The following is a 24799-nucleotide window of genomic DNA, read 5'->3' as shown; positions in this document are numbered from 1 at the left end:
GCGTCTTGATCGGCAACAGACCGACATGCCCCGGTCCCCTCGGCCGGGGCGATTTTCCCAGACCCTATACACGCGATGTATACATGTCGTGTATAGAAAGGTACGCATGTACGGCAAGGCATTCGCCCCGGAGTACCAGGGCGCCCTGACCACCCTGTCCGTGAACTCCTCGCTCGTCGATGTGCTGGCGGAGGGCACCGAGAAGCTGCGCGAGGCCGAGCGGTCCGGGTGCCCCGCCGAGGCGGCCCGCTGCGGGCTCGCCGTCGCCGAGGCGCGCCGGCGGCTCGGCCACACGGCGGAGGCGGACCGGGCCTGGAAGGCGAGTTACCGCGCCGCCCGCGCGGCCGGCGACACCGCCGCGATGGCGTGGGCGCTGTGGAGCGGCGGCACCCTCGCCCGGCAGCGTGGGGCCTTCCCGCTGGCCTGGCGGCTGCTGGGGCTCGCGGCCGAACTCGGCGAGCGGGGCGGCGATATCGTTGTCCGCGGCTACTCGCTGGCCGGTCTCGCGGAGACCGGGCGCATCCAGGGCGACTACGCGGCTGTCGGCCGGCTGCACGAGCAGCTGCTGGCCGAGGCGCGCCGGCGCGGGGAGGCCCGGCACACGGTGTGGGCGCTGGAGGGCATCGCACAGATGCACCGCAACACCGGCGACCTCGACCGGGCGTACGCGCTGTTCGAGGAGGCCGCGCAGATAGCCGAGCGGGCGGAGGACCGGCGGGGGCACGCCTGGGCGCTGCGCGGACTCGCCGACATCCTCTCGGTGCGCGACAAGGACACCGAAAGGGCACTGGAGCTGCTGTCCCGCGCCGAGGCCTCCTGCCGGGCGATGAACCTGTCCAGTGCGCTCGCCTACAACCACAAGATGCGTGGCAACGTCCTGTACCGGGCCGGGCGATACGGCGAGGCGCGGGATCTGTACGAGCTGGCGCTGGCAGAGTTCCGTGCGATGAGCGAGCCGCGCGGCGAGGCGCTGGCCCGGCTGGGCCTGGTCAAGTCGCTGGCGCAGCTGGGCCGGGACCGGTCCCTGACGGCGGCGGAACTCGCCGATCTGGCAGCGACGTTGGAGCGGAGCGGGCTGAAACACGCCCGGGAGATGGTGGCCCGGGCCCAGGAGGAGTTCGGTCTCGACGCGGAGGGTGCCCGGTGACCGCCGTACAGGCTCCGCCTTCGGCTCCAGAAGTCCTCGGTCGTTGCCGGGGGTTGGTGCAGCCGGCGCTTCGGGAGGCGGTCGGGCGGCTACATCCGTGGGTGGCCGAGATGGCCGGGTACTCCTTCGGCTGGTGCGAGGTCGGTGGGGCGCCCGCCGCCGCTCCGGGCGGCAAGGGTGTACGGCAGGCGCTCTCGGTGCTCGGCGCCGAGGCGGCCGGCGCCGACGGAGCTGCCGGCGTGCCGGCCGCGGTCGCGGTGGAGCTGGTGCACACCTTCTCGCTGCTGCACGACGACATCATGGACGGCGACGCGACCCGGCGCCGCCGCCCCGCCGTGTGGAAGGCGTACGGCACCGGCCCGGCGGTACTGGCCGGGGACGCCCTGTTCGCGCTGGCGGTGGAGACCCTCGCGACCGCGCCGCAGGGCGCCGGCACCGTACGGCTGCTGTCGGCGGCCCTCGCCGACCTGGTGCGTGGGCAGGCCGACGACCTGCTGTTCGCCACCCGGCCCTGGACCGGGCCGGAGCGGGTCACGGCCGATGAGTACCGGTCGATGGCGGAGGGGAAGACCGGCGCCCTGCTGGGCTGCGCCGCCGCGCTGGGCGCCGTGCTCGGCGGGGCGGGCGAGGGCACGGCCGACGCGCTGGACCGGGCCGGACGGCATCTCGGCATCGCCTTCCAGCTGGTCGACGACGTGCTGGGCATCTGGGGCGACCCGGCCGTCACCGGCAAGCCCGTGGGCGGCGATCTGCGGCAGCGCAAGAAGACGTACCCGGTGCTGGCCGCACTCGATTCCCCGGCGGCCCGCGGGTTGCCCGAGCTCCTCGACGCACCGGGGCGGGAGGCGGAGGCCGCCGCACTGATCGACGCGGCGGGCGGCCGGACGGCGGCACTCACCCAGGCCCGTGCACACACGGCCACCGCCCGGGCACTCCTCTCGGCCGCACCACTGGCCACCGAAGCGGCCGGACAACTCGTCCAGCTCCTCGATCACCTGGCGGGCCGTCAGCTGTGATCACGGACGGCCGGTGAATCCGTGTTGACCTCGACGGTCCAGGCGGGTCAGGGTGCGATCGGCGCGGCCCTCACCCCCGCGCCGGAAGGGTGAAGCACCTTGATCGGCATCACGGAGATCGAAGCCGCTGCGGAGCGGATCGCCGGACACGTCGTGCGGACGCCGACCGTGCCGAGTCCGGGTCTGACCGAGCTGCTCGGCGTCCCGGTCACCGCCAAGCTCGAACTGCTGCAGCGCACCGGCTCGTTCAAGGCGCGCGGGGCGACGGCGAAGCTGCTGTCGCTGAGCGCGGCCGAGCGGGCGGCGGGCGTGGTCGCCGTCAGCGGCGGCAACCACGGGATCGCCCTCGCGGTGATGGCCGCGGCCCTCGATGTGAAGGCGACCGTGGTCATGCCCCGTACCGCGCCCGAGCGTTCCGTCGCCCTCGCCGGGCAGGCGGGCGCCCAGGTGCGGCTGACCGACGGCATGGACAGCGCCTTCGCGCTGGTGACACGGCTCAGGGACGAGGGGCTGACCCTGGTCCACCCGTTCGACGACCCGGTGGTGATCGCCGGGCAGGGCACGGTCGGGCTGGAGTTGGCCGAGGACGCGGCGGACGGCCCGACGGACGTCCTGGTCAGCATCGGCGGCGGTGGGCTGATCGCCGGGGTCGCCGCGGCACTCGCCGCCAGGCGCCCCGGGGTCCGCGTCTGGGGTGTGGAGACCGAGGGCGCCGAGGCCATGTCGGGCGCGCTGAAGGCCGGCGGACCGGTGCCGGTGCCCCTGTCGTCGCTGGTCACCACGCTCAGCGCGCCCTCTGTGTCCCAGCTGACGTACGAGCATGTGTCGGCGCTGGTGGAGGAGGTGCTGGTGGTGCCGGACCGGGACGCGGTGCGGGGCTCGCTGGACCTGGTCGAGCACGCCAAGGTGTGGGCCGAGCCGGCGGCGGGCTGTCTGCTGCCGGCGGTCCGCCAGGTCGTGGCCCGGGTCGGCGACGGCGCCCGGATCGGACTCGTGGTGTGCGGCGGAAATTCGACACCACGGGAACTGACCGGCTGGGCCGAGCGGTTCGGGCTGCTGTGAGCCAGGGGCGCACCCGGGTATTTACCCTCGGTTACCCGCAGGTCGAACGCACCCCGGGTGCGACCATCCCAAACTCGCAAGCCCTTTCGAAGAATTGAATGAAAGGCAGGAACGGCACCGGACTCGCGGATTCTTTGAACACACCCCCGCACGCCCCGCGTACCTCTGTGAGACACGCAACAGGGTTTCAGCGAGGGATGACCATGACCAAGGCGCACGTCTCCGCACACCAGTTGGTCGCCGGACGGTACCGGCTCCTGGAGGTCTTCGCCCGCGAGACGAACCGCCTGTGGTGGTACGCCGAGGACGTGTCGGCGGAGCAGCTCCGGCTGGTGGCCCAGACCACCCTGCCGGAACCCTCCGCCGACGACACCGCGCGCCGGGTCACGGCCCGGGTCGTCCGGACCTCCGAGACCATGCGGCTGCTGTGCCCCGGCCAGGTCGCCACGGTCGTGGACGCCGTGGTGGAGGCCGGCATCCTGTGGACGGTCACCGAGTGGATCGACGGCACGTCTCTCGTCGAACTCCTCGATCGCGAGGGCGCGTTCCATGTCGCGCGGGCGGCCCGGATCGGCGTGGAACTGCTCGATGTGCTGCAGGCCGCGCACGAGGAGGGCATCACCCACGGCGAGTTGAGTCCCGGCCAGGTCTTCGTGCGCGACAGCGGGCCGGTCGTCGTCACCGGGTTCGGGCTGGCCGGCGCGACGCTGGTGCCACGGCTCACGGCACCGTCGTACGCCTCGCCCGAGCAGGCCCGCGACGAGCGGATCGGACCGGCCGCCGACCTGTGGGCGCTGGGGGCGCTGCTGTACACGATGGCGGAGGGCCGGCCGCCGTTCCGCGACCGCGGCCGGCCCGACGCCACCCTGAAGGCCGTGGACCGGCTGCCGCTGCGCACCCCGCTGCGCACGGGCCCGCTCACCCAGGCCGTGCAGGGGCTGCTGCGGAAGAACTCGCGGGAGCGGCTGACCCGGCCGGTGGTCCGGGAGGCCCTGGTCCGGACCCTGGACGAGGACGCCGACGCCGACCGGGAGCCGGCCCCCATGCCCCGGCTGCGCGCCGCGTACGCGGGTGTCCGCCTCGCCGGGCGGGAGCGGGGCAGAGGGCTGCTGGCGGCCGGTACCGCGCTGGCCGTGGTCACCGTGGCGGCCGCCGTCCTGGCCGCGACCCACGAGTCGCCGGGCGTCGGCAACGCGCAGGCACCGGCCCAGCCCACCATCTCGGCCGGCCGGCGCACCGCGGGCACCGCGCCCTCCTCACCGGCCCCGGCGCCGAGCGCCTCGCCCGCCCTGCCGTCCGGCTTCCACCGCTACACCGCCCCGGAGGGCTTCTCCGTCGCCCTGCCGGACGGCTGGCAGCGGCTGACCACCACCCGCGTCACCGGCGCCTACCGCGTCATCTTCGGCCGGGGCGGCACCTCCCCCACCCTCGCCGTCACGCACGGCGAACACGTCGGCCCGGATCCCGTGGCCGTCTGGCGGGACGACGTCGAGCCCGGACTTGAGCGGCTCCCCGGTTACCAGGGCGTCGGCACCGTCCGGGCCACCACGTACCAGGGGTACCGGGCCGCCGATCTGGAGTGGCTGGCGGGGACAGGGGACGCACGGGTGCACACCTTCGGGCGGGGCTTTCTGACGGGCGGCGGCGACAGCTTCTCGCTGCGCTTCACGACCCCCGCCGCGACCTGGGGCGACGCCGCGAACCGGCTGGCGCTGAGGACGTTCCTGCAGACGTTCCGGGTGCCACAGCGATCGTGGCGCAGCAGGCGGCCACCGTGCAGTTGCTGTCCCAGGGCAGGTTCCGGCTCGGGCTGGGCGCCGGCGAGAACCTGAACGAGCATGTGGTGGGCGGCGGCTGGCCCCCGGTGGACGTGCGCCACGAGATGCTCGAGGAGGCCGTGGGGATCATTCGCGCCCTGTTCGAGGGCGGCCACGTCACCCACCACGGGCCGCACTACGACGTGGAGTCGGCCCGGCTGTGGGATCTGCCGGACCAGCCCCCGCCGATCGGCATCGCCGTCTCCGGCGACCAGTCCTGCGCACTCGCCGGGCACCTCGCCGACCTGGTCATCGCGACCGAACCGAAACCGGGACTGCTGGAGGCCTTCGACCGGCACGGCGGCAGCGGCAAACCCCGGGTCGGCCAGCTGCCGGTGTGCTACGACCCCGACCGGGACACGGCGGTCAAGCGCGCCCACTCCCAGTTCCGCTGGTTCGGGCTCGGCTGGAAGGTGAACGCCGAACTGCCGCACCCCGACTCCTTCGAGTCCGCGACGCAGTTCGTGGACGAGGACGACGTCGCCGCCTCCATCCCGTGCGGCGACGACCCGGACGCCTTCGTGGCGGCCGTACGGCCGTACGCCGAGGCCGGGTTCGGGGAGATCGCGCTCGTGCAGATCGGCGGCGACGCGCAGGCGGAGTATCTGGACTGGTCGGCGAAGACGCTGCTGCCCGCGCTGCGGGAGGCCTTCGGCTGACGCGCGCGGACGGCGCCGTAACGGGTCCGCCCAACATGGCCAATGCGTCCATATAGGCTTTCCTGGCTGCGCCCGCTCCCGGGCGCGGTCCCTTGAGCATTCTTGCAGGAGAGTCATCCGTGACCCTGGTCATCGACCCGTCCGAGGCATCCGCCCCGGCCGAGACGTCCGCTGCGGCCGCGGTGCCGCTGTCCGACCTGGTGGCGCGCGACGCCCGTGAGTTCGGCGGCTACGCGCGCACCGGGAGCTGGGCGTTCGCGCTGATGGTGGCCCGCAGCGTGCGGCCGGGCGGACAGGCCGCCGGTGAGACGCCGAAGGTGTCCGCGAAGGAGTTCGCGCAGCTGGCCGGCTGTTCCCCGGAGCGGGTCATGCGCTACTACAGGGCCTGGGACCGGGCCGCTGACGACGGGCTCGTGCCGCACTTCGAGGCCCTGCGGCCGGGCCAGGAGGTCGAGTTGCCGGACGCGGACGTGTGGCTGAGCTACTACGTCTCCCGCAACAGCGCGACCTCCGAGCGCGGCACCGCGATCGCCGAGGCGGCCGAGGCCGAGGGCATCCGTCCCACCAAGGCGCTGGAGGTCGCCGAGAACCCGACCGCACTGCGCGCCGCGATCCTCGCCGACCCCGCCACCGCCCGCACGGCCCGCGCCGCACTGCTGGACCGGCTGCGCGAGGACCCCGAGCTGCAGGCGGAACTGGCGCGTGACGTCGTACGGACCGACGACCTGAAGAAGGCCGTCGCGACCGAGAGCCGGGCGGCCGACCGGATCGGGTACGTCCGGCAGATCGCGGAGTCCGGGCGGATCAAGACGCCGGCCGGGCAGACCGTCGACGCCCCGGCGGAGCTGCGCGAGGAGGCCGAGCGCCATCTGTCGCTGATCGACGAGCTGGAGGGCGGCGAGGGCGGCGGCGAGTGGGCCGCCGAGGCCTACGACACCATGAAGTCGCTCGTCGCCGAGGCGGTCGAGGCCGATCCCGGACTGCGCGTCCAGGAACGGCGGACGAAGTTCTACAACAGCCTGCAGAAGGCGACGAGGGCGTTCGAGGAGCTGACCTTCGACGACGCCCAGGACTTCTACGAGGACGACATGGTCCGGCGCCTGGAGGAACTCCAGCAGGCCATCGGCAGCTGCCTGGCCGCGCTGCGCGGAGCCGGCGGGAATCCGTCTGTCCCGTAACCGCGTTGGCTCGCCGCGGAGATTCCGTGCTGCTGCTCAGCGGTGTCCACGGCCGTCAGCTCCGGGCGCTGGAGGAGACGGCCCCGGCCCGAGGTGGTCGGTGGCCGGTCCGGTCGTGTGCCGGTGCCGGGCCCACAGCGGCAGGCCGAACCAGCAGACCAGGTACCAGAGGACGACGGCCGCCAGCAGATACGGCACATAGCCGCCCCGCGTGGCCACCCGGAGGATCAGCAGCAGGGCGGACGTCATCGTCGCGAGGAGCAGGACCAGGCCCACCAAGGTCATCCGGGCCGCCAGCCGCACGGTCTGCGGCTTGATCCGGCGGCCCGACACCAGCCGGTGCAGGGACACCGGGCCGACGAGGGCGCCGGTCGCGCAGGCGCCCAGGACGACGGTCACGATGTAGATGACCTGGTCGGCGTGGGGCAGCGTCGCGTACTTCGGCTGGAAGACGACGGTCAGCAGGAAGCCGAACAGGATCTGCACGCCCGTCTGGGCGACGCGGACCTCCTGGATGAGCTCGACCCACATCCGGTCGGCCCGCTCCTCCTCGGTCTCGTGCCGCCCCCTGCGCGGTTCTTCCTCCTTCATGCGCTTGCGGGTAACCGCCCGGACGTCCGTTCAAACGGCGGGTGACACGGCGACTACCAGCGGTGCTCGACCTGGTCCTTGATCCGTCGGTCGTACAGCTCGCGGATCGCGGTGAACGTCTCCTCGGGCAGCGGCGGCAGCTTGGCGGCGGCCGCGTTCGCCCGGGCCTGCTCCGGGTTGCGGGCGCCCGGGATGACCGTGGTCACGCCGTCCTGCTCGGTGATCCAGCGCAGCGCCAGCTGGGCCGGCGTGTACCCCTCGGGGGCCAGCGCGGCGAACTCTGCGGCGGCCTCGACACCGGTCTCGTAGTCGACGCCGGAGAAGGTCTCGCCCTGGTCGAAGGCCTCGCCGTGCCGGTTGAAGGTGCGGTGGTCGTTGGCGGCGAACACCGTGTCCTTCGTGTATTTGCCGGACAGCAGGCCGGAGGCGAGGGGCACCCGCGCGATGACGCCGACGCCGGCCTCACGGGCGGCGGGGAGCACCTCCTGCAGGGGCTTCATGCGGAACGGGTTCAGGATGATCTGCACGCTCGCCACGTTCGGCCGGGCGATCGCGGTCAGCGCCTCGGCGCAGGTCTCCACGCTCACCCCGTACGCCGCGACGCGCTCCTCCTCGACCAGCGTGTCCAGGGCGTCGAACACCGCGTCGGAGGAGTACACGGGCGTCGGCGGACAGTGCAGCTGGACCAGGTCGATGCGGTCGACGCCGAGGTTGCGGCGGGAGCGGTCGTTCCAGGCGCGGAAGTTGTCCAGGACGTAGTTCTCGGGGATCTGCTCGACCCGGCGGCCCATCTTGGTCGCCACCAGGACGTGCAGATCGGGCCGGCCGCGCAGGAACGAGGCGATGGTCTCCTCGCTGCGTCCGTCGCCGTACACGTCGGCCGTGTCGAAGAAGGTGACACCCGCCTCGGCCGCGGCCTCGAGGACGGACAGCGCCTCCTTGTCGTCCACGTCGCCCCAGTCGGCACCCAGTTGCCATGTGCCGAGACCGATCACCGACGCCCACTGACCCGACCTGCCCATTACGCGTTCGTCCATGGCGCCAGTGTGTCATCCGGCACCGGGACGCGCGGAACGAGCCGCTCCGACGGGCGGGCTGTGCGCTGAGGCAGTGGTCCTCGGCCAGGTCCGCGAGCAGTCCCGTCTCGCGCGGCTCCCAGTACGAGCCGCGCGTCGGCGTCCTTCCCGTCCACGCGTTCTGGCGCATCGACCCGTGCCCCGACGGGTGCCCGGCTCGCGACGGCCGGTACGTCAACGACTTCGAGGACAAGTGCGAACGCCGTCAGGCCGGGGCGGAGAGGCTGCAAGTGGGCACAGGCCCTGCTCGGGGCCCTCAGTCGAGGTTCTTCTCCAGGGCCGTCAGATAGTTGTGCATGAAGTGGTCGCGGATGCCGTCGGAGGCGGGCGCGAAGGCGTCGGCGGTCAGTCCGGTCGCGCGGTCGGTGAGCGCCGACAGCATGGGCATGCTCTCGCGCAGCCGGCCGTGGGAGTCGATGTAGCGCAGGGCGCGGACATGGGTGAAGACGGGCTCGGGCGGCAACTGGGGGACGATGTCGTTGTTGTTGACGAAGCGGTACATACGGCCGCCGAACCCCTTGTGGAACGCCTCGGCGAGCAGCCGGTCGCAGGTGCGCGGCTGGCCGTAGGTGTACACGCCGTCGGCGGCCAGGTGCGGGTCCTCCAGATACATCCGGGCGCCGGCCAGCATCGCGAGGGCGCCGCCCAGGCTGTGCCCGGTGAAGTACACGGTCTGGCCGTCGGTGCGCAGCTCGGCGAGGGTGTGGTGGACGGCCGGATAGACCGATTCCAGGGCCTCGGCGAATCCGTGGTGGACGTAGCCGTTGCCCCCGGGTCCCGGCCTCGGCGGGGTGGTGGCGTCGGTGAGCCAGTCCTTGATCTGGTCGGGTTCGGTGCCGCGGAACGCGGTGACGATCATCCGGTCGCTGGCCACGGTGTACGCCTGCGTGTCCTGCAGCGGGAACGGCGGGGTGAAGCGGGTCTCGTGGTGGCGCACATGGTCGAAGCCCCACTGGGCGGCCTGGTCCTCGATGACGGCGCGGTCCTTGTAGGCCAGGTCGGCGGCGCGGGCCAGCCAGTAGGCGCGTTGCAGGCTGTAGCCGGTGGACGTCTGATCGAACGAGACGGGTACGGCCATGGACGGAACTCCTCGGTGTGGGGGGATGGGAGAAACCGGAGTCGGGTGCGGGAAGCCGGTGTGGCCCGGCGGCGCCGGGAACGGGCGGGGACGCGGCCGCGGTGGTCCGACGACCGGCGTGCCGGGCGCGGGCGAGGCACGTGGCGTCTTCCAGGGCGAGGGTGGTGCCGGCGCCGACGGAGCAGTGGGTGGTGTGGGCGGCGTCGCCGAGCAGTACCAGGTTGCCCGTGGTGCCAGGTTGGGGAGGTGCGGAAGTTCGGCCGGCCGCCGCCAGGACGGCCGATGAGCGGGTGGCCGTCGAGGACGCCCGCGAAGAGCCGCTCCAGCAGCACGAGGCTGTCCGCCTCGGTCGCCCGGTCCATGCCGAGCCCGGTGACGCCGAGCGTGCGGGCCCGGTCGGCGAGCAGGTCGAGCAGCCGGTGCCGAAGCCCTCGTCGCCTTGGTGACGGGTCGTCAGGACGGGTACGTGCGCGACGCCGTCGCTCCTACGGAGGGAGGCGCCCTCGATCACCCGCGCCGAGGCGGGATCGTGCTCGTGCAGCCGGTCGAGAAGGCAGTGCCGGTACGTCACGCCCCGGCCGTAGGCCGAGCCCTCGGGGTCGCGCTCGTGCGGGATGGCGAGGTGCGGGCCGGCGGGCCCGCCTCCGACACAGACGACCTTCACGTGCACGCCCCAGACAGTCACCGGATGCGGTCGGCCGGATACACAGGGTAGCAGGGCGGTCGGGTCGCCTGATCGCGCCAGTTTGACGTGGTGAGCCGGGCCACTCGGACGGACGGCAGCCGAGAAGGATCACCGGAAACGGGGCGAGCGGGGCAAGGAATTCCCTGTTCGGGGCCGCGTCAACCGCCACCCACAGCAAGATCATCTTGGTTCAACGCTTTACGACATGTGGCCAATTGTCCTGATCGTAGCCAACCGGTTCCGGGAGATTTCCGCCCGCCCCACAGCCCCCGATAGGCATACGTCGTCACCACCCGAACAGCCTCCAGGAGGACCCGTATGCCCGACATCACCCGGCGCCGCGCGCTCACCGCGACCGCGGCGCTCGCCGCGACGGCCGCCGTGACCACCCTCGCTGCCCCCACCGCCTCGGCCGCCGGCCACGACCACCCCATGCCGATGCCGCAGACCTTCGACGAGGTCTACAAGGGCCGCCGGATACAGGGCCGGCCGATGACGCCGGGCTCCGGCGGTCACCACCACGAACACGGCGGCGGCTACGAGGTGTTGATCGACGGCGTGCAGCTGCATGTGATGCGCAACGCAGACGGCAGCTGGATCAGCGTCGTCAGCCACTACGCCCCGGTGTCCACCCCGCGCGCCGCCGCCCGGGCCGCGGTGGACGAACTGCAGGGCGCCCCGCTGCTGCCCTTCCCCGCCAACTGACCGCCCCCGCAAGGACCTTCCGGAGCATCGCGCACCATGACCGTACGCAAGAACCAGGCCACCCTGACCGCCGACGAGAAGAAGCGGTTCGTGTCCGCCGTCCTCGAACTCAAGCGCAACGGGCGCTACGACGAGTTCGTCCGCACGCACAACGCGTTCATCATGTCGGACACCGACACCGGCGAGCGGACCGGCCACCGCTCACCGTCGTTCCTGCCCTGGCACCGCAGATTTCTGCTCGACTTCGAGCAGGCGCTGCAGTCGGTGGACTCCTCCGTCGCGCTGCCGTACTGGGACTGGAGCACCGACCGCACGGTGCGTGCCTCGCTGTGGGCACCGGACTTCCTCGGCGGCACCGGGCGCAGCACGGACGGCCGGGTGATGGACGGGCCGTTCGCCGCGTCGGCCGGCAACTGGCCGATGAACATACGGGTGGACGGCCGTACGTTCCTGCGCCGCTCGCTCGGCACGGCCGTGCGCGAGCTGCCGACACGCGCGGAGGTGGAGTCGGTGCTGTCGATACCCACGTACGACATGGCGCCGTACAACAGCGCCTCGGACGGCTTCCGCAACAACCTGGAGGGATGGCGCGGGGTCAATCTGCACAACCGGGTCCATGTCTGGGTCGGCGGGCAGATGGGCACCGGGGTCTCCCCCAACGACCCGGTGTTCTGGCTGCACCACGCCTTCGTGGACAAGCTGTGGGCGGAGTGGCAGCGGCGGCATCCGGACGCGGGCTACCTGCCCACGGACGGCACGCCCGACGTCGTCGACCTGAACGAGACGATGAAGCCGTGGAACGACGTGCGTCCGACCGACCTGCTGGACCACACGCGGTACTACACCTTCGACAGCTGATCGGACCTGCCGCGCTCAGGCCTCGGCGGTGCGGCACTCCGGGTGGCCCCAGCCCTGCGCGTTCTTGGCGATGGACTCGCCGGCCGCGTAGGCGCGGCCGCACAGGCAGCGGCCGGGGAACTTCGCCTTGATGGTGCGGGAGGAGGTCGCGCCGCCGGTGCGGCGGGGCGCCTTCCCGCGCGGGGCGGCCGCCTTCGGGGTGCCGGGCGAGGGCGGCGGCTCCGGGGAGCCGAGCGCGCTGCCGGCCGCTTCCTGGACGGAGGCGGCCTGGCTGGCGGCGCGGTCGGCGAAGTCGTTCAGCGGGTCGCCGTCGACCTGGTGGGCCGGGACGTAGCGGAACTCCACCGTGCGGCCGTCGAGAAGTGCGTCGATGCGGACGACCAGCTCCTGGTTGGCGACGGGCTTGCCGGCCGCGGTCTTCCAGCCGTTGCGCTTCCAGCCGGGCAGCCAGGTGGTGACGGCCTTCATCGCGTACTGGGAGTCCATGCGGATCTCCAGCGGCACATCCGGCTCGACGGCCGTGAGCAGCCGCTCCAGGGCGGTGAGTTCCGCGACGTTGTTGGTGGCCCGGCCGAGCGGGCCCGCCTCCCAGCGGGCGGGGGTCCGCTCGTCGCCGTCCGAGACCACCCACGCCCATCCGGCCGGTCCGGGGTTTCCCTTCGAAGCCCCGTCGCACGCGGCCACCACACGTTCACGCATACGCACGATCATGCCACGGCGGCGCGGGACGCCGTGACGGGCCGGTCAGACCGCCTTGACCTTGGGCATCTCCCCCTCCGTGGTCGTGATGTCGATCACGGAGAAGTTCGCGCCCTGCGGGTCGCTGAGCGCCGCGAACCGGCCGAAGGGGCTGCTCATCGGCCCGAAGCGGAGGACACCGCCGAGCTTGGTGGCGCGGGCCACGGCCTCGTCGCAGTCGTCGACGGTGAAGTAGACGTTGATGTACGAGGGCACCTCGGGCGGGAAGTCGTCGGTCATCCGCATCCGGCCGAGGACGGTGTCCTCGCCGATGTCGAACATCCGGAAGTCCACCGCGTCGTCCACGATGTCCTTCATCCGGTACGGGAAGACGGCGGAGAGGAAGGCGTCGGCCTTCTCGGGCTCACGGGTGAAGACCTCGGCCCAGCAGTACGCGCCCGGGGTCGCCGTCGCCTCGAAGCCCTCGTGGCGGCCGGCCTGCCAGACGCCGAAGACGGCCCCGCTGGGCTCGCGGGCCAGGCACATCGTGCCGAAGTCCCCGACCTGCATCGGCTCCATCAGCACCTCGCCGCCGTTCTCCCGGATCTTCTCGGCGGTGGCGGCGGCGTCCGGCGAGGCGAAGTACAGGCACCACTGCGACTGGCCCTCCTGGCCGGGCATGGGCGGGACCACGGCCGCGACCGCCTTGCCCTCCGCGTAGGCCTGCGTGTAGTTGCCGTACTCCGACGACGACTCGCCGAAGGTCCAGCCGAGGACGTCGCCGTAGAACCGCTTGGCTCCCTCGACGTCGCTGAACATCGCATCGGCCCAACAGGGCGTTCCCTCGGGTTGCACGGCCATGCTCGCGGCCCTCCTGGTCTTCGGTCCCGTACGGATGGTCCCCCGCCTGTGAGGCTTGCGTCCCGAAGCTCACGCTAGCCATCCGGCCGTCGGCCCGCGCGCCGAACCGGGGAACCGCCCGGACAATGGGAATGGAGGCGACGGTGCGATGACGACGAGCACGATGCGGGCGTGGTCGGTGGTGCTGCCGGGGCCGGTCGACGACCATCCGCTGCGGCTGGTGGAGCGGCCCGTGCCGGTGCCGGGGGCGGACGAACTGCTGGTGCGGGTGCGGGCCTGCGGGGTGTGCCGGACCGATCTGCATGTCACCGAGGGCGATCTGCCGGTGCACCGGCAAGGGGTCACCCCTGGCCACGAGGTGGTCGGCGAGGTGGCGGCGGCCGGGGCCGCGGTGCGGGACTTCGCGCCGGGCGACCGGGTCGGCGTGGCCTGGCTGCGGCGCACCGACGGGGTGTGCGCGTACTGCGCGCGGGGCGCCGAGAACCTGTGCCCGTACTCGGAGTACACCGGCTGGGACGCCGACGGCGGATACGCCGAGTACACGACCGTGCCGGCCGGCTTCGCCTACCCGCTGCCCGGCGCGCTGGACGATGTGGCGGCGGCGCCGCTGCTGTGCGCGGGGATCATCGGTTTCCGTGCGCTGCGCCGGACCGGGCTGCCCAAGGGCGGCCGGCTCGGCCTGTACGGGTTCGGGGGCAGCGCCCATCTGTGCGCGCAGGTGGCGCTCGCCGAGGGTGCCACCGTGCATGTGATCACCCGGGAGCCCGCCGCCCGCAGGCTGGCCCTGAAGCTGGGCGCCGCCTCCGCGCGGGACCTGCACGAGGCGCCGCCGGAGCCGCTGGACGCGGCGATCCTGTTCGCCCCGGTCGGCGACCTGGTCCCGGTGGCGCTCCGCGCCCTCGACCGGGGCGGCGTGCTGGCCCTCGCCGGCATCCACCTGACCGACGTACCCCCGCTGCACTACGCGACCGAGCTGTTCTACGAGAAGGAACTGCGCAGCGTCACCTCCAACACCCGTGCGGACGGCCGGGAGTTTCTCGCCCTGGCCGCCCGGCACGGCGTGCGCGCAACCACGCACGCCTATCCGCTGTCCCGCGCCCCGCAGGCGCTCGCCGACCTCAAGGCCGGCCGGTTCGACGGGGCGGCCGTCCTGGTCGACGACCTGACCTGAGCCTGTCCCGCGCCCTGGTCGACGGCCTCTCCCGAGCGCCCGGGGCGCACCACACCGGCGCGCGCAGACGCCGGCCGGGGCGCAGCGCACCGGCGCCCGATCACACCGTTTGCCGGTCGTGCCCCGATCGGAAGGTTTACACACCCCAGTGTCATGATCAGCCCCCTTCGCGCTGTATCGGGCACCTCACGAGGACTGTTTGGCTTGGCCAGGGTGCTGGATCACCACGCTCACCACCCGGCGATCCGGCCACCCCTGTTCGCACGCAGCTCCGCTGGAGGGAATGTGACCACACCGGACAGCGCCACCGGTTCCGCCGTCGACGAACCCGCCCCCGACCCCGCGGCCGACGGGCAGCTCACCAGCCTGAGCACCCGGGCGGCACGCCAGCTCACCACGACCACCAAGTCCGAACCGCAGATGCAGGCCATCACCTCGCGATGGCTGCTGAAGACACTGCCGTGGGTGGACGTCCGGGGTGGCACCTACCGGGTCAACCGCCGCCTGACCCTGCGCACGGGCCGCGGCCGGGTGCACTTCGAGCAGAACGGCGCCGACGACATCCGGGTCATCCCTCGGACGCTGACCGAGCTGCCGATCCTGCGCGGCTACCCCGACGGCGAGGTGCTGCGGGAGATCGCCGGCCGCTTCCACTCCCGGGAGGTGCGCGCCGGGCAGGTACTGTTCGAGGCGGGTCAGCCCGTGACGGAGGCCTATCTGGTCGTCCATGGCCGGTTCACCCGCTACACCGCCGGCAAGTACGGCGACGAGGAGATCACAGGGGTCGTCACCGACGGCGACCAGATGGGCGACGAGGCGGTCGGGCAGTCCGATCCGCTGTGGCTGACCTCGGTGCGGGCCGAGACCGCGGGGGTGGTGCTCGCGCTGCCCTGGGCCGTCGTGCAGGAGTTCACCGAGCGCGTCCCGTCCCTCGCCGCCCATCTCCGGGCCTATGTGGAGCGGCAGCAGCGGCCGATGAACCGCAAGGGCGAGGCAGAGGTGCCGGTGCAGGCCGGCCATGTCGGCGAGCCCACCCTGCAGGGCGGCTTCGTGGACTACGAACTCGCCCCCCGCGAATACGAGTTGTCCCTCACCCAGACCGTGCTGCGGGTGCACACCCGGGTCGCCGACCTCTACAACCACCCCATGGACCAGACCCAGCAGCAGCTGAGGCTCACGGTCGAGGAGATCCGCGAGCGCCAGGAGTGGGAGCTGGTCAACAACCGGGAGTTCGGGCTGCTGCACAACGTCGACCACGGCCAGCGGATCAGCACCTTCACCGGCCCGCCGGTGCCGGACGACCTGGACGAGCTGCTGTCGATGCGGCGCAAGACCAAGGTGTTCCTCGCCCATCCCAAGGCGATCGCGGCGTTCTTCCGGCAGTGCAACCGGCGTGGTCTGGTGCCCGGCACGGCGAGCGTCGACGGACACGAGGTGCCGGCGTGGCGCGGGGTGCCGATCTTCCCGTGCAGCAAGATCCCGATCAGCGAGGACCACACCACCAGCATCATCGCGCTGCGCACCGGCGAGGCGGACCAGGGGGTGGTCGGCCTCTACCAGACCGGCATCCCGGAGGAGTTCCAGCCGGGGCTGAACGTCCGGTTCATGGGCATCGACTCGGCCGCGATCATCAGCTACCTCGTGACCGCCTACTACTCGATGGCCATCCTGGTGCCCGACGCGGCCGGGATCCTGGAGAACGTGCAGATCGGCCGGTTCCCCGAATGACGACCGAGCAGACCACGGGCACGCCCACTCCCTCCTACCCGCTGCCGGGGCCGCCTGACATCGCCGCGAGCCTGCGCAGACCCCGCCGCACCGGGGCCGTCCCCGGACTGCACCACCAGCCGGCCGTGCCCGCCGACCCGGTGAAGGCAGCCGAGGTGGACCGCAGGCTGGAGACCTGGGCCCGTGGCCTGGATCTGTTCCCGGAGGCGTGGAAGGGGGATTTCTCCGGCTTCCAGTTCGGCCGGGCCGTCGTCCTGCAGCATCCGGGCGCGCTGGACCTGGACCGGCTGACGGCCGCCGGGAAGCTGCTGCTCGCCGAGAACATCGTCGACTCCTGCTACTGCGAGGAGGACGAGGGCCGGGGCGCGGCACGCCGCGGCCTCGCCGGCCGGCTGATCCTGGCCCAGTCGGCGCTCGATCCCTACCACGGCATTCCGGAGCTGGAGGAGGAATGGCGCCAGGGCGTACGGGCCGACGGTCCGCTGCGCTCGTACCACTTCGCCCTGGAGGACTTCGCCGGCTTCGCCACGCCCAGCCAGACCGACCGGTTCGTGCACGACATCGCCCGGCTGCACCTGGGCTACCTCGCGGAGGCCGCCTGGGCGGAGACGCGGTACAAGCCGCGGATCTGGGAGTACCTGGTGATGCGGCAGTTCAACAACTTCCGCCCCTGTCTGTCGATCGTCGACGCCGTGGACGGCTACGAGCTGCCCGAGCAGGTGTACGCCCGCCCCGAGATCCAGCGGATCACGGCCCTCGCCTGCAACGCCACCACGATCGTCAACGACCTGTACTCCTTCACCAAGGAACTGGCCGGCGACCCCGAGCATCTGAACCTGCCGCAGGTCGTCGCCGCCAACGAGCGGCGCGGGCTGAAGGCCGCCTATCTGAAGTCCGTCGAGATCCACAACCGGATCATGGCGGCCTTCGAGGAGGAGTCGGCCCTGCTGTCGGCCACCTCGCCGCTGGTGGAGCGCTACGCCCGGGGGCTCGCCGCCTGGGTGTCCGGCAACCACGAGTGGCACGCCACCAACACCCATCGCTACCACCTGCCCGACTACTGGTGACCGCCCTCTCCCGAAACGCCGTCACATGCAAGACGAACACCGCCACATGCGCGAGGAGCCACCTTTGACCACCGCCCCCGTCGCCCGGACCACGCCCGCTGCGATCCCGACCCAGTCCGTCTACCAGAACCGGGTCGCGGACTACTGGAACACCGAGGAGAACCCGGTCAACCTCGAACTCGGCAAGATCGACGACCTGTATCACCATCACTACGGCATCGGAGAGGCCGACCGGTCGGTGCTCGACGAGCCTGATCCGGACCGGCGCCGGGACCGCGTCACCGCCGAACTGCACCGCCTGGAACACGCCCAGGCCGAGCTGCTCGCCGCGCATCTCGGCCCGCTGTCCCCCGCCGACCGGGTCTTCGACGCCGGCTGCGGCCGGGGCGGCGGCAGTGTCGTGGCGCATCTGCGGTACGGCTGCCACGCCGACGGTGTCACCATCTCCGCCAAGCAGGCCGAGTTCGCGAACGAGCAGGCCCGTGCCCGGGCCATCGACGACAAGGTGCGCTACCACCACCGCAACATGCTCGACACCGGCTTCGAGACCGGCGCGTACGCGGCCTCGTGGAACAACGAGTCCACCATGTACGTCGAGCTGGACCTGCTGTTCGCCGAGCACGCCCGGCTGCTGCGCCGTGGCGGACGCTACGTGGTGATCACCGGCTGCTACAACGACACCTACGGGCAGGCCTCGCGCGAGGTGTCGCTCATCAACGCCCACTACATCTGCGACATCCACCCGCGCTCGGAGTACTTCAAGGCGATGGCCCGCAACCGCCTGGTGCCGGTGCACGTCGAGGACCTGACCGAGGCGACGATCCCCTACTGGGAACTGCGCAGGGAGGCCGACCATCTGGTCACGGGCATCGAGGACACGTTCCTGGACGCCTACCGCAACGGCAGCTTCCAGTACCTGCTGATCGCGGCCGACCGGGTCTGAGGAGGACGGAAATCCATTGGACGGCGAGGGCGCCGAGGCGCTGGGATGGGCCCCGATGAGTGCCCACGACAGCCAGACTCCGCCGAGGATGCACGCGGACGAGATCGACCTCGACGCCCCGCTGGTCCAGCGCATGATCGCCCACCGGTTCCCGCGGTGGGCGGCGCTGCCGGTGCGCCGGCTGCCGTCCGCCGGGACCGAGAACGCCATGTTCCGGCTGGGTACCGACCTGCTGGTACGGCTGCCCCGGCGGCCCGGCGCCGTAGGGGACCTGGGGCTGGAGCAGCGCTGGCTGCCCCGGCTCGGGCCGCTGCTGCCGGTCGCCGTGCCCGAACCGGTGGGCATCGGCGAGCCGGACGAGGGTTATCCGTGGCCCTGGTCGGTCTACCGCTGGCTGCAGGGGCACAATCCGGTGGCCGGCGCCGTGCGGGAGCCGGAACGGTTCGCCGAGGATCTCGCGGCGTTCGTGCGCGCGCTGCGCCGGATCGCGCCACAGGACGCACCGCCCGGCTACCGGGGCGGTCCGCTGCGGGACCGGGACGAGCCCACCCGGGCAGCCGTCGCCGAGCTGGGCCCGAGGGTCGACGCCGGCGCGGTCACGGCCCTGTGGGAGGAGTCCCTGCGGGCCCCGGAGCACACGGGACCGCCGGTGTGGGCCCACGGGGACCTCTCCCCCGGGAACGTGCTGGTCGACGAGGGCCGGCTGAGCGCGGTACTCGACTTCGGCTGCGCGGGAGCGGGTGACCCGGCGGTGGATCTGATCGTGGCCTGGAACCTGCTGCCCTCGTCCGTCCGGGACACCTTCCGCAAGGCCGTCGGCGCCGACGACGCTCAGTGGGCGCGGGGCCGGGGCTGGGCGCTGTCGATCTCGCTGATCCAGCTGCCGTACTACTGGCACACGAACCCGGCCCTGGCGGAGAACTCCCGGCATGTGATCACCGAGATCCTCGCCGAGGCCGGGTGACGGTCGCGGACCGACGGGGTCCGCTACTCCCCCGCGTACGCCTTCTCCAGCGCGGCGACGTCCAGCTTGCCCATGCCCATCACCGCCTTCATGGCGCGGTCGACCTTCTCCGGGTCGGGGTCGTGGAGGATCTCGGGGATCCGGTCGTATACGACCTGCCAGGAGACGCCGAACCTGTCCTTCAGCCAGCCGCAGGGGCCGCCCTCGCCACCGTTCTCGGTGAGCTTGGTCCAGTAGTGGTCGATCTCCGCCTGGTCGGCGCACAGGATCTGGAAGGAGATGGCCTCGTTGAACTTGAACTGGGGGCCGCCGTTGAGCGCGACGAACTTCTGGCCGTTGGCCGTGAACTCGACGGTCAGCACGGAGCCGGTCTCACCGGGAGCGGAGTCGGTGTAGCGGCTGACCCGGCCGAGGCTGGAGTTCTTGAAGACCGACACGTAGAACTCGGCGGCCTCCTCGGCCTGGCCGTCGAACCAGAGACAGGTGAGGAATCCGTCGGTGGTCATGAGTACCTCCTTGGCGAGGGAACGCGGTCACCAGTGTCGACCGATCCTCGCGGCAAAACTCATCGGCCGCGCCGCCGAACAATATGGTCCGGTGCTGCGCGCCCGTGCGCCTGGTCAGCCCGTCGTGGGTCAGTGAGAGCAGGTCGCCGAGGGCGTGCGCCGCGGCCACGAAGACCTCCGAGGAGGCCACGTGCGGCCGCGCTCGATCTCGGCCAGGCAGGGCAGAGCAGGGCAGCGAGATCCTGGCCGCGTCGGACACGTCCCTCGGGCTGCGGTCCTGTGCCCGCCGCTCACGGCGCAGCACCCTCGCCGACCAGGTCTCGCCACAGCGGCTCCTTCTCCGCCATGGGCTCGGGCCCGGGCTGCGCCGGCCGGTCCGGCGTCGGCCGATTCCCCGGACCGGCGGCCGCGTGTGCATGCGCGGCGTGACCGGGGGTACTCGCCCCGTCAGCGGCATCAGCTGGTACGTGTGAAACACCGAGTGATGGGTAAACCGGACGAACGATATAGAACGGACACGCTGAGGCCGCCGAGGCAGACACAGGACCAGGACTTTCGTGGGAGAGGCACATGAACACCGCCGGGATCCGGCCGGAAGCAGAGGTCGCCGTGAGGACCGCGCAGGACAGGCCGGGCGAGGTATCGGCAGCACTGCCCGGCATCGCGGACCCGGCGTCCATCGCACCACGTGACGCACGGGAGCTGTCCCGGCAGTTCTTCCGCCGGCTGGCCGAGCTGGAGGAGGGCACGCACGAGTACCAGTACGCACGCAACACCCTCATCGAGATGAACATGTCGCTGGTGCGTTTCGCGGCCGGACGCTTCCGGAACCGCGGCGACGACATGGAGGACATCGTCCAGACCGGCATGATCGGCCTGATCAAGGCCATCGACCGGTTCGAGCTGGCCCGCGAAGTGGAGTTCACCTCCTTCGCGCTGCCGTACATCGTCGGCGAGATCAAGCGGTTCTTCCGGGACACCACCTGGGCGGTGCACGTGCCGCGCCGGCTCCAGGAGCTGCGGGTGGAATTGGCCAAGGCGCGCGAGGAGCTGTCCAGCCGGCTGGACCGGGACCCGACGGTCGCCGAGCTGGCGACCCTGATGAACATCCCCGAGGACCAGGTGGTCGAGGCCCAGCTCGCCTCCAACGGGTACAACTCCGCCTCCCTGGACGCCGCGCTCACCGGTGACGGGACGGAGGACGGCGAGGCGGTGCTCGCCGACTTCATCGGCGTGGAGGAGGAGAGGCTGCGGCTCGTCGAGGACTTCCAGGCGCTCGCGCCGCTGATGGCGGAACTGAGCGAGCGGGACCGGCGGATCATCCATATGCGGTTCGTCGAGGAGGCCACCCAGGCGGAGATCGGGGAACGGCTCGGCTGCTCCCAGATGCATGTGTCCCGGCTGATCAAGCGGATCATCGCCCGGCTGCGCGAGGGGATGCTCGGCGAACTCGACCGCGCCTGAGACGGCGCCCCGGTTCGGTTCAGCGGTTCAGTTCGAAGCGGACGCGCACCCGTTTGCCCACGGGCACGCGCTCCGCGGTGACCTCCGAGGCCAGGGCGTGCACGATCTCCATACCGTGCTGTCCGACGCGTTCGGGGTCCCTCGGGAAGCGGCGGGGAAGGGCGGAGCTGCTGTCGTAGACGCACACCGTGACGGCACTGTCCGTGCCTTCCAGTTCCAGGATGTACGGGCCGTTGCTGTGCCGGTCGGCGTTGGTGACGAGTTCGCTCACGACCAGGAGCAGCTCACCGTTGGCGCGGCGGTCGGCGATGGCGCACCACTCGGTGCGCAGTTGCTCCAGGAACCGGGAGGCGAAGGCGCGTGCCTGGGCGATGCAACCGGGTTCGCCGGTGTAGTGCGCCGCCCGCCACAGCGGCTCCACAGGTACGTCGAAGCCAGTCGCTATGACTGCCTCGTCAAGGTGGTTGGTCATGCTGTCTCTCTCGGAAAGCCCGGCCCGGCCGGTCGCCTGGTGCACCTGTCCTCGTACCCCATGCCGGGCTCGGCAGTCCCCCCGGGCGTTCGCCCACCGCGCACAGTGGCGATGGTCACGCCGCCCGGAGCGGCGACCGCTCACTGCGAAGGCGAGCCCTGCGGTGCCTGCTGCGTGGGCGTGATCGCGCCCGACTCGCCGGGCGTCCCCGGGGTCGGCGGGGCCGGAACGGAATTCTCCGAGGACCGCTGAATGGAGCCGGTCGTCTGCTGCTGCGACGACTTCTCGCCGGCGCTGGAGGTCTGCGCCGAGGGAGAGCCCGCGGACGGCGACGCCGGCCCGGCGGAGGACGGCTGGGTCGAGGACGACTTCGACCCGGACGACTGCGATGCGGACGACTGCGATGCGGACGACTGCGATGCCGACGACTTCGACTCCGACGGTGACTTCGATTCCGACGACTTCGATCCGGACGGCGAGGACGACGACGAAGACGAGGACTTGGAGGACGAAGCGGACGACGACGGGGACGAGGAGGAGGACGACGGCGACGAACTCGACGACGACGAGGACGAGGAAGAGGATGACGAGGGCGAAGAGGACGGGGAGGACTTCGACGGGGACGGCGACGCGCTCGACGAGGACGACGTCGACGGGGACGGCGGCCGGGGCGGGTTCCAGGGGTGCGGGAACGCCGGCGGCCTGGCGTGCTCGTCGTGCCGGCCGTACTGGTCACCGCGCTGACGGTGGATCCAGTCCTGGTGGTGGTTGTCGTAGAGCACGAAGACGTTGACGACCTGCGGCGCGGGCGTCACCACGATCACGTTGGAGGGCCGGTACGAGGGCCAGCGCGGGCCCACCAGCTTCGGCGTGCTCTTCTGGGCGACCGGCGCGTTCAGCGGGTTGCCGCAGGCGCAGCGCACGCGGGGGACGCCGTGGCTGTCCACCAGCACGGCGGTGCCCGCCTGAAGCACCGACTGGTAGCTGGTGGCGGCCCCGTCGCGGTAGCCGTGGTTGGTGACCCGGGTGTCGACGCGCAGCTGAACCGGGGTCAGCGAGCGCAGATAGGCGGGCACGCCGGAGGGCTGGACGCCGACCACGGAGGCGAAGGCCTTCTCCTTGCCCTGGTCGGCCTGGAGGAACTTGACCTGCTTCTCGACGTCGCAGGCTGGTGTGCGGGCGGTGCCGCCGTACAGCCCGGGCGCACCGCCGTCGACTCCCTGGACCGCGTTGGTCGTACCGGAGGGCGCGGCGGAGGGCGGCGGAGGGGCGGAACTCTGCCTCGCGGTGGACTCCGTGAACGGGTCCTGGCCGGTGCTGTTCGCGGACTGCAGGAAGACCTCGCCGCCCTTGGCGGATCCGCCGCCCGGCCGGGTGAAGACCACAGCGAGGACCACGGCGGCGACCACGGCGGCGCTGACGGCTGCCACCCGCGGCACGGACTTCCACCACGGCCCGTGGGGACCCTGGGCTCCGCCACCGCCACCCGGCGGTTGGGAGGGCGGTGGTCCGGACGGGGGCCGCGAGGAGCCCGACAGCGGGCCGGAGGGCGGCCCGGTCGGGCGGCCGGAGGACGGAGGATCGGCGCTCACGAGCACTTCTTCCCGTCGCGATCGTCGCGATACGCGATGCGACACGCGGTGCGATACGCGGCTTTGCTCAGTCAAATTCCTTCTGGTGCATTTGGCTGCACTTTGATCCCATTGTGTGTCGCAGGGCGGTGAGGCTCGCAAGCCGACGCGAACGGCCCACCCGGCGGGCGGGGTGCGCGGCCGCTGCCTAGCGTGTCAACCGTGAGCGTTCCCACCGTTTCCCCGCGGCCCGCCGTCCGTCATGGCTGGGCGCAGGCCGTGGCCGCGGTGCTGACCGGGCTCGCCGTCATGGTGCTGGTGGCGGCGCTGGGCCTGTGGGCGGCCGGCGCGGGTGACCTGCCGGACGACGCCTTCCCGAGAGTGGTGGCCGCGACCCTGGTCACGGCGGTCGGCGGAAGTGTGGAGCTCTCCGGGAACGCGGGCGTGCTGGCGCAGACCCGGGCCGGGGTCACCGTGATCCCGCTGTCGGTGACGCTTGTCGGCGCGCTGGTGATCGGCGGGGGCTTTCTGCGCCCGCTGCGGCACCGGGCGGTCGCCTCGGTCGGCGAACTGGCCGGCTGGGCGGCCCGGATCGCGGTGCTGTGGCTGCTCGCGCTGATCGGCCTGGCCCTCGGCGCCCGGCAGACCTTCGCCGTGGACGTCGGCAGCGGCACCCTCAGCGACCTGACCGGCCTGTTCAATGCCGCGCCCCGCGTCGGCTTCAGCGCGGACGTGCCGCTGACGGTGCTGTTCGGCCTGCTGTGGCTGGCCGGGGTGCTGGCGCTGGCGCTGCTGGTCGCGCGCGGGGCGCCGGTGCCAGGGCGGCTGCTGCGTTTCCAGGAGTCGGTGCGCCCGGCGGCGCAGGCGATGGTGGTGCTGCTCCTCGCGTACGTGGTCGTCGGCCTGGTCGCCGCGCTGATCACGGCGGCCACCCGGGGTCACGCCCCGGCGACCTTCGCGCTGATCCTGCTCGGCCTGCCCAACCTGGCCTGGCTGGCCCTCACCATCGGCCTGGGAGCGACCTGGAACGGCCGGGTGCACGGCCCGTTCGGCCTGCCCATGCCGCATGTCCTGGACGCGATCCTGCGCACCCCGGACGTCTCGTCGCTGAACCTCGGCTCGCTCACCGACTACGACGGCCGGTGGTGGTGGCTGGTGGTCGTGGACGCGGTGCTGCTGCTGGCGGTGGCATTCTGGACGGCAGCGACCTCACCGGCCCGGATCCGCCTGTGGCAGCACGCCGTCCACCTGGCCGTGGCGCTGGCGCTGACGGTGCTGATGATCTGTCTGACGTGCCGTGTCTCCGCGCACTACGGACTCTCCCTGCTCGGCATCGGCAACCTGGGCGGCGGCCTGTCCGGGGAACTGTTCCTCCGGCCCCGGCTGTGGCAGGCGGTGGGCCTGGGTGCGCTGTGGGGACTGGCCGCCGGATTCCTGGGCGGCCTGCTGGCCCGCCGGGTGCACCGGCGGGGCGAGGTGAGCGGGCCCTAGGTGTGTTGGTT

Annotated in this window: 21 protein-coding genes and 3 pseudogenes; 15 read left to right on the top strand and 9 right to left on the bottom strand. The window is 72.1% G+C overall.

Features of this window, described 5'->3' with window-relative positions; all coding sequences use genetic code 11:
• The first annotated feature begins 106 nt into the window (after positions 1–106).
• From ACFYOH_RS35195 to ACFYOH_RS35170, 6 genes and pseudogenes are all read left to right on the top strand, one after another.
• Positions 107–1147: a tetratricopeptide repeat protein gene (locus ACFYOH_RS35195; RefSeq protein ID WP_388634346.1), complete on the top strand. Its 1041-nt coding sequence runs from the start codon at positions 107–109 to the stop codon at positions 1145–1147.
• Complete coding sequence (locus tag ACFYOH_RS35190) at positions 1144–2163, top strand: polyprenyl synthetase family protein (protein WP_388634344.1); 1020 nt, start codon at positions 1144–1146, stop codon at positions 2161–2163. Before ACFYOH_RS35195 ends, ACFYOH_RS35190 begins: the two co-directional genes overlap by 4 nt.
• 99 nt (positions 2164–2262) lie before the next feature.
• Positions 2263–3225 (top strand): threonine/serine dehydratase, encoded by a 963-nt coding sequence (locus ACFYOH_RS35185; RefSeq protein ID WP_388634341.1) that lies wholly within the window; start codon positions 2263–2265, stop codon positions 3223–3225.
• 197 nt (positions 3226–3422) lie between these two features.
• The gene (locus ACFYOH_RS35180; RefSeq protein ID WP_388634339.1) at positions 3423–5057 is read left to right on the top strand and encodes a protein kinase; all 1635 of its coding nucleotides are present in this window, start codon (positions 3423–3425) and stop codon (positions 5055–5057) included.
• A pseudogene (locus ACFYOH_RS35175) lies at positions 4973–5701 on the top strand (TIGR03557 family F420-dependent LLM class oxidoreductase); the annotation flags it as partial. The gene ACFYOH_RS35180 and the pseudogene ACFYOH_RS35175, both read left to right, overlap by 85 nt.
• A 119-nt stretch (positions 5702–5820) precedes the next feature.
• Complete coding sequence (locus ACFYOH_RS35170; protein ID WP_388634337.1) at positions 5821–6879, top strand: hypothetical protein; 1059 nt, start codon at positions 5821–5823, stop codon at positions 6877–6879.
• Between the two features lie 36 nt (positions 6880–6915).
• On the opposite strand, the gene ACFYOH_RS35165 is transcribed toward ACFYOH_RS35170, so the two are convergent.
• The 4 genes and pseudogenes from ACFYOH_RS35165 to ACFYOH_RS35150 form a co-directional block, all read right to left on the bottom strand.
• On the bottom strand, positions 6916–7470 hold the full coding sequence (locus ACFYOH_RS35165) for a DUF6328 family protein (protein ID WP_388634335.1): 555 nt from the start codon (positions 7468–7470) through the stop codon (positions 6916–6918).
• A 53-nt stretch (positions 7471–7523) separates the two neighbouring features.
• The gene (locus ACFYOH_RS35160; protein ID WP_388634332.1) at positions 7524–8507 is read right to left on the bottom strand and encodes an aldo/keto reductase; all 984 of its coding nucleotides are present in this window, start codon (positions 8505–8507) and stop codon (positions 7524–7526) included.
• Positions 8508–8802: 295 nt separating this feature from the next.
• On the bottom strand, positions 8803–9624 hold the full coding sequence (locus ACFYOH_RS35155) for a lipase family protein (RefSeq protein ID WP_388634330.1): 822 nt from the start codon (positions 9622–9624) through the stop codon (positions 8803–8805).
• 115 nt (positions 9625–9739) lie between these two features.
• Positions 9740–10288: pseudogene (locus tag ACFYOH_RS35150) on the bottom strand (FAD-dependent monooxygenase); the annotation flags it as partial.
• Between the two features lie 339 nt (positions 10289–10627).
• Here ACFYOH_RS35150 and ACFYOH_RS35145 point away from each other — a divergent pair.
• Together ACFYOH_RS35145 and ACFYOH_RS35140 are read left to right on the top strand one after the other, a co-directional pair.
• Entirely contained in the window at positions 10628–11014 is a 387-nt protein-coding gene (locus tag ACFYOH_RS35145) for a tyrosinase cofactor (RefSeq protein ID WP_388634327.1), read from the top strand.
• Between the two features lie 36 nt (positions 11015–11050).
• A complete protein-coding gene (locus ACFYOH_RS35140; protein WP_388634324.1) occupies positions 11051–11872 on the top strand; it encodes a tyrosinase family protein in 822 nt (273 codons plus the stop codon).
• A gap of 15 nt (positions 11873–11887) precedes the next feature.
• On the opposite strand, the gene ACFYOH_RS35135 is transcribed toward ACFYOH_RS35140, so the two are convergent.
• A complete protein-coding gene (locus ACFYOH_RS35135; RefSeq protein WP_388634322.1) occupies positions 11888–12583 on the bottom strand; it encodes a ribonuclease H in 696 nt (231 codons plus the stop codon).
• A gap of 33 nt (positions 12584–12616) precedes the next feature.
• On the bottom strand, positions 12617–13411 hold the full coding sequence (locus ACFYOH_RS35130) for a VOC family protein (RefSeq protein ID WP_388634320.1): 795 nt from the start codon (positions 13409–13411) through the stop codon (positions 12617–12619).
• Positions 13412–13574: 163 nt separating this feature from the next.
• Between ACFYOH_RS35130 and ACFYOH_RS35125 the strand changes: the two genes are divergently transcribed.
• From ACFYOH_RS35125 to ACFYOH_RS35105, 5 genes are all read left to right on the top strand, one after another.
• Positions 13575–14582, top strand: a complete 1008-nt coding sequence (locus tag ACFYOH_RS35125) for a zinc-binding alcohol dehydrogenase family protein (RefSeq protein ID WP_388634435.1) — start codon at positions 13575–13577, stop codon at positions 14580–14582.
• Positions 14583–14867: 285 nt separating this feature from the next.
• Positions 14868–16310, top strand: coding sequence for a family 2B encapsulin nanocompartment shell protein (locus tag ACFYOH_RS35120; protein WP_388634317.1), 1443 nt, complete (start codon positions 14868–14870; stop codon positions 16308–16310).
• Positions 16307–17377, top strand: a complete 1071-nt coding sequence (locus tag ACFYOH_RS35115; protein WP_388634314.1) for a family 2 encapsulin nanocompartment cargo protein terpene cyclase — start codon at positions 16307–16309, stop codon at positions 17375–17377. The genes ACFYOH_RS35120 and ACFYOH_RS35115 overlap by 4 nt, the downstream gene beginning before the upstream one ends.
• Before the next feature lie 64 nt (positions 17378–17441).
• Complete coding sequence (locus ACFYOH_RS35110; RefSeq protein WP_388634311.1) at positions 17442–18320, top strand: geranyl diphosphate 2-C-methyltransferase; 879 nt, start codon at positions 17442–17444, stop codon at positions 18318–18320.
• Positions 18321–18375: 55 nt separating this feature from the next.
• Positions 18376–19284, top strand: a complete 909-nt coding sequence (locus ACFYOH_RS35105) for an aminoglycoside phosphotransferase family protein (protein WP_388634309.1) — start codon at positions 18376–18378, stop codon at positions 19282–19284.
• Positions 19285–19307: 23 nt separating this feature from the next.
• Here the strand turns inward: ACFYOH_RS35105 and ACFYOH_RS35100 are convergent, their stop codons facing one another.
• A complete protein-coding gene (locus ACFYOH_RS35100) occupies positions 19308–19790 on the bottom strand; it encodes a VOC family protein (protein WP_388634306.1) in 483 nt (160 codons plus the stop codon).
• A gap of 570 nt (positions 19791–20360) precedes the next feature.
• Between ACFYOH_RS35100 and ACFYOH_RS35095 the strand changes: the two genes are divergently transcribed.
• The gene (locus ACFYOH_RS35095) at positions 20361–21254 is read left to right on the top strand and encodes an RNA polymerase sigma factor SigF (RefSeq protein WP_388634304.1); all 894 of its coding nucleotides are present in this window, start codon (positions 20361–20363) and stop codon (positions 21252–21254) included.
• 19 nt (positions 21255–21273) lie between these two features.
• On the opposite strand, the gene ACFYOH_RS35090 is transcribed toward ACFYOH_RS35095, so the two are convergent.
• Complete coding sequence (locus ACFYOH_RS35090) at positions 21274–21726, bottom strand: ATP-binding protein (protein WP_388634301.1); 453 nt, start codon at positions 21724–21726, stop codon at positions 21274–21276.
• A gap of 380 nt (positions 21727–22106) precedes the next feature.
• Positions 22107–23318: pseudogene (locus ACFYOH_RS35085) on the bottom strand (DUF6777 domain-containing protein); the annotation flags it as partial.
• A 201-nt stretch (positions 23319–23519) separates the two neighbouring features.
• Between ACFYOH_RS35085 and ACFYOH_RS35080 the strand changes: the two are divergent.
• The gene (locus ACFYOH_RS35080) at positions 23520–24788 is read left to right on the top strand and encodes a streptophobe family protein (protein ID WP_388634299.1); all 1269 of its coding nucleotides are present in this window, start codon (positions 23520–23522) and stop codon (positions 24786–24788) included.
• The last annotated feature ends 11 nt before the right edge of the window (positions 24789–24799 follow it).

Source organism: Streptomyces sp. NPDC007856, assembly GCF_042868225.1.
Classification (GTDB): Bacteria; Actinomycetota; Actinomycetes; order Streptomycetales; family Streptomycetaceae; genus Streptomyces.
Note: the sequence above shows the minus strand (reverse complement) of the source record. Positions and strands in the feature narration are given on the sequence as shown.